5 protein-coding genes are annotated in these 4,696 nt (G+C 45.1%); all 5 read left to right on the forward strand.

Features of this window, described 5'->3' with window-relative positions; all coding sequences use genetic code 11:
- Positions 1 to 150: 150 nt before the first annotated feature.
- The 5 genes from coxB (at position 151) to A3757_RS05795 (ending at position 4,678) form a co-directional block, all read left to right on the forward strand.
- The gene (gene coxB, locus A3757_RS05780) at positions 151 to 1,272 is read left to right on the forward strand and encodes a cytochrome c oxidase subunit II (RefSeq protein ID WP_082865175.1); all 1,122 of its coding nucleotides are present in this window, start codon (positions 151 to 153) and stop codon (positions 1,270 to 1,272) included.
- A 13-nt stretch (positions 1,273 to 1,285) separates the two neighbouring features.
- Positions 1,286 to 2,917 (forward strand): cytochrome c oxidase subunit 1, encoded by a 1,632-nt coding sequence (locus A3757_RS05785; RefSeq protein ID WP_068515574.1) that lies wholly within the window; start codon positions 1,286 to 1,288, stop codon positions 2,915 to 2,917.
- A gap of 74 nt (positions 2,918 to 2,991) precedes the next feature.
- On the forward strand, positions 2,992 to 3,123 hold the full coding sequence (locus tag A3757_RS27860; RefSeq protein ID WP_255374912.1) for a hypothetical protein: 132 nt from the start codon (positions 2,992 to 2,994) through the stop codon (positions 3,121 to 3,123).
- Between the two features lies 1 nt (position 3,124).
- Positions 3,125 to 3,760, forward strand: a complete 636-nt coding sequence (locus A3757_RS05790) for a cytochrome c oxidase assembly protein (RefSeq protein ID WP_068515577.1) — start codon at positions 3,125 to 3,127, stop codon at positions 3,758 to 3,760.
- Between the two features lie 39 nt (positions 3,761 to 3,799).
- Entirely contained in the window at positions 3,800 to 4,678 is an 879-nt protein-coding gene (locus tag A3757_RS05795) for a cytochrome c oxidase subunit 3 (RefSeq protein WP_068515580.1), read from the forward strand.
- Positions 4,679 to 4,696 lie beyond the last annotated feature (18 nt).

Below are 4,696 nucleotides of genomic sequence, written 5' to 3' on the forward strand. Positions count from 1 at the left end.
AACAGGCCAGATTGAAAATAATAACTAGATATTTTTGACATCTTGATTTGCCACACAACGGTTAAAGACGTGATTATGCCCCTTAACGAATAAAGTTCGGCAAATTCACTTCGACTCAGAATCTGGTATGCCTTTGATGAGGATCAACGGATGCCAAATCGTTTACGCAAGCTCAGCATGCTTATTGCCATGCCAAGTCTTTTGCTTGCCTCCAGGAATGTATTTTCTGAATACGCTCTTAACCTTCCTGAGCCAGTCTCTCCTGTAACACGGGAAGTATTTGACCTCCATATGATGACGGCCTACATCGCACTGATCATTATGATCCTCGTCACCGTCGTCATCTTTTACTCCATATTCAAATTCAGAAAGTCGAAAAATTACGAAGCCGACCAAGAATTTCATAACAGCAAGTTTGGCACATGGTCCTGGATTCTGGTGCCGATTATTGTACTCGCTATTGATTTAAGTATTGCTGGCAGCGCAAGCTCTACCTTTGACTTAATTGAAGATAAGACCCCAGCAGACCTGACAATTAAAGTGACAGGTTCCCAATGGAAGTGGACATACGAGTACATGGAAGACGATATTAAGATCGTCAGTAACCTACTGCCTGAGGAACAAGCTGGTGATCGCTATTTAAGAATGGTGGATAACCCTCTCTACCTACCTACTGACCGACGAATTCGTTTCCTTCATACCGCAACCGATGTTCTTCACGCTTGGTGGGTTCCGGCAATTGCGGTTAAGAAAGACTCCATTCCCGGCTATATCAACGAAACCTGGACTATTATCGAGAAGGCTGGCACGTATCACGGCCAATGTGCCGAAAACTGTGGTACGGGGCACGCTTTCATGCCCATTCAAGTTGAAGCGATTGCCGGTAGCGAGTTTGATTCATGGATGACAAAGCAAAAGGAAATCAAGATAGCGAAAGAGAAGGAAGCTTCTTCAGACACTGTCTGGCCAATGCAAGAATTAATGGCTCGGGGCGAGTCCCTCTACAACACCAACTGCGGAGCCTGCCACCAAGTCGATGGCTCTGGTGTTCCCCCCGCATTTCCAGCGCTGGCTGGTAGCGAAATTGCCAAAGGCGACCCCGCTAAACATCTTGAAGTCGTAATCAAGGGTGTATCGGGTACAGCCATGGCTGCTTGGGGCGCTCAGTTGAATGACCTGGAAGTGGCAGCAATCGTAACCTACGAAAGAAATGCCTGGGGTAATAACACAGGTGATGTTGTGCAACCAGCTGATGTCAAAGCGGCGCGCTAGGAGGAGATAATCAATGAGTTCTACTATTACAATTGATGAACAAAATCAGGACGTTTCAAGCGCCGATCATGATCACCACAATGAGCCACCGAAGGGTATAGGCCGCTGGTTATTCAGCACTAACCATAAAGATATTGGTACCATGTACCTGGTGTTTTCTCTCATTATGTTATTTTTGGGTGGTGGTATGGCAATGCTCATTAGAGCAGAGTTGTACTTTCCTGGCTTGCAGTTTTTGGAGCCTGACCTTTTCAATAACATGGTCACTACACATGCCTTGATTATGGTCTTTGGTGTTGTCATGCCTGCCGCAGCTGGTATGGCGAATTGGATGATCCCACTTCAAATCGGTGCGCCAGATATGGCATTGCCACGCTTAAATAACTTGAGTTTCTGGCTATTACCCGCCGGGGCTGCCCTGCTTATTTTGTCAGTCATCGTACCGTTTTTCGGTGGCGGCGCCCCCGTCAATACAGGCTGGACCTTGTACCCTCCCTTATCTGTTCAAGCGGGAATGGGGATGGATCTGCTGATCTTTACTCTTCATGTATTAGGCATATCATCGATACTCGCTGCCATCAATATCGTTACAACGGTATTGAATATGCGCGCTCCCGGCCTTGATATGATGAAACTACCCTTGTTTGTCTGGGCATGGCTATTTACAGCAATTCTATTGATTATGATCATGCCAGCACTTGCTGGCGGCGTAACCATGCTTTTGTTTGACCGTCACTTCGGTACCAGTTTCTTCGACGCTGCTGGCGGCGGCGACCCTGTGTTATTCCAGCATTTATTCTGGTTCTTTGGTCACCCGGAAGTATATGTACTATTACTACCTTCTATCGGAGTTTTAGGTGTTATTGTTCCAACATTCTGCCGTAAGCCTTTGTTTGGCTACCGCCCATTAGTTTGGTTTATGGGTATTCTGCTGGTCTTGGGTATGGTCGTATGGGCTCACCATCAATACACCATTGGCATGTCTGTCCTCGCGACCAACTACTTTATGATTGGTACAATTTTAATCTCGATCCCCGTTGGCCTAATGCTGTTCAACTTTATCTTAACGATGTGGCGTGGCTCTATTACCTTTGAAACACCCATGCTCTTCGCCATTGCCATCATTGTGATGTTCTCATTTGCAGGAACTACAGGTGTCATGCTGGCGGTTGTACCTGCAGATTTGCAATACCATGACACCTACTTTGTGGTCGCACATTTTCACTACGCATTAATACCCGGCGCACTATTCGGGCTCTACGCAGGTGTATTCTATTGGCTGCCAAAGTGGACTGGCCATATGTATAACGAAACGCTGGGTAAAATCTTTTTCTGGTGGACAACCATCGGCTTTAACCTGACGTTCTTCCCTCAACACTTTTCGGGCTTAGCGGGTATGCCACGCCGTATCGTTGATTACAGCGTGCAGTTTATTGAGTTTAACCAGATATCGAGCATTGGTGCCTTTATCTTCGGCCTATCTCACCTACTCTTTGTCTACATCATTATTCAAACTATACGTGGTGGCGAGAAAGCTCCAGCTCAGCCTTGGGAAGGTTCTCAGATCGGTACACCTGGCCTGGAGTGGACGCTACCCTCTCCTCCACCATTCCATAGCTTTGAAACACCTCCTACGGTCAAATAAAACCAGAATCTGGCCTTGGGTGCTTTAACAAAGAGCCCAAGGCTAGATACTTAACAACAAAAAGAGTTTTGATTATGAACCAACAAAGCGAACAAGCATTAAAGAAGTCAAATATTCGCACCGCGCTAATTCTTGGAGGCATTGCGATATCAAGCTTATGCATTGCCGCCTATGGCGTCAGCCAAACTTTAGCCGTGGGTGCATAACATGAGTGAAGTACCAGTAAAACAAAACAAGAAAACCGCACTAAAGCTCGCAATGTTAACAGTGCTTATGTTTGGCTTTGCCTTTGCGATGGTGCCGTTATACAAACTCGTATGCGATGTCGCCGGTATCAATAGCATCGATAGTAACAGTGGGCGCTCTGAGATTTCTGAACTAAGTAGCGAAGAACTTAGTCAGTCTTTAAGAACCGTAACGGTTCAATTCGACTCGACTATAAATGGCAATATGGCATGGGAATTCAAACCTGAAGCGAAAACCATGAAGGTGAAGCTTGGCGAACGAGTCAGTACCAGCTATTTCTTTAAGAACAACAGTTCGCAGCCAGTTGAAACCCAGTCAATACCTGGGGTTACACCATGGCAAGCAAACCAACATTTAAAGAAAATGGAATGTTTCTGCTTTGAGACTCAAACCCTTCAAGCAGGCGAATCAAAAGACATGGGTTTACAGTTTGTTCTCGACCCGAATCTACCTGAAGACATTCAAACGGTAACTTTATCTTATACCATTATGAACACAAACAGAGACGACTCACTGAAAACTAATAAAGACGCATTACCCTCTGTCAGCGACTCAAAGAAGACTTTGAATAAAGCTGGCGACAAGCAAACTATTTGAATAGCTAATGGTACAAACAATTAAAATAAAGAGGACATTATGAGCACAGCAGGTTCTGACAGTTATTACGTCCCCCACGGCAGCCAATGGCCCATTATTGCTGTAATGGGAATATTTTTTACAGTACTCGGTGTCGCATTTTGGGTTAATGACGTCGATGCGGGTACATATATGATTTGGACGGGGCTAGCTATTGTTGCCTATCTCTTCTATGGCTGGTTTAGTGACGTGATTGACGAAAGCATGGGTGGTAAATACAGCCCTCAGGTAGATATTTCCTTTAGACAAGGAATGATATGGTTTATCACCTCAGAAGTATTTTTCTTTGTAGCACTTTTTGGCTCCTTATTTTACCTTCGAGAAATCTCACTCCCCTGGCTCAGCGGTGAAGGTCACCTTGGCTCGTCTAACCTTCTATGGGAAGGTTTTAAGGCGTCCTGGCCCTTACTTACAACTCCTGATGGAGGAGAGTCTTACATCCAAACCAAAGAGGCTATGGGCGCTGGTGGCATCCCGCTATATAATACAGTCATATTACTTTCCAGCGGAGTAACACTTACCTGGGCACATCATGCTTTAAAGCATAATAAGAAAAACCAGCTTATCATCGGTTTAGCAGCAACAATTTTATTGGGTTTGATTTTCTTTGGTTTCCAGGCATACGAATATAGCCATGCCTACAATGCTTTAGACCTGACACTTAATTCAGGTATCTACGGGTCGACCTTCTACATGTTAACCGGTTTTCATGGCATGCACGTGACGATTGGTACTATCATGCTAATTGCTATTCTAGTAAGAAGCTTGAAGGGGCACTTCAGCTCAGATAAGCACTTCGCATTTGAAGCCGTTGCATGGTACTGGCACTTCGTTGATGTCGTCTGGTTAGGCCTTTACTTCTTTGTTTATTGGTTATAAGCCTATCAAGACATAAAA

It is taken from the genome of Oleiphilus sp. HI0117 (genome assembly GCF_001635235.1).

Excerpts from the sequence above, each read along its gene's own strand:
- coxB (WP_082865175.1), top strand. The coding sequence starts at position 151 with ATGCCAAATCGTTTACGCAAGCTCAGCATGCTTATTGCCATGCCAAGT.
- A3757_RS05795 (WP_068515580.1), top strand. The coding sequence starts at position 3,800 with ATGAGCACAGCAGGTTCTGACAGTTATTACGTCCCCCACGGCAGCCAA.
- A3757_RS05785 (WP_068515574.1), top strand. The coding sequence starts at position 1,286 with ATGAGTTCTACTATTACAATTGATGAACAAAATCAGGACGTTTCAAGC.
- A3757_RS27860 (WP_255374912.1), top strand. The coding sequence starts at position 2,992 with ATGAACCAACAAAGCGAACAAGCATTAAAGAAGTCAAATATTCGCACC.
- A3757_RS05790 (WP_068515577.1), top strand. The coding sequence starts at position 3,125 with ATGAGTGAAGTACCAGTAAAACAAAACAAGAAAACCGCACTAAAGCTC.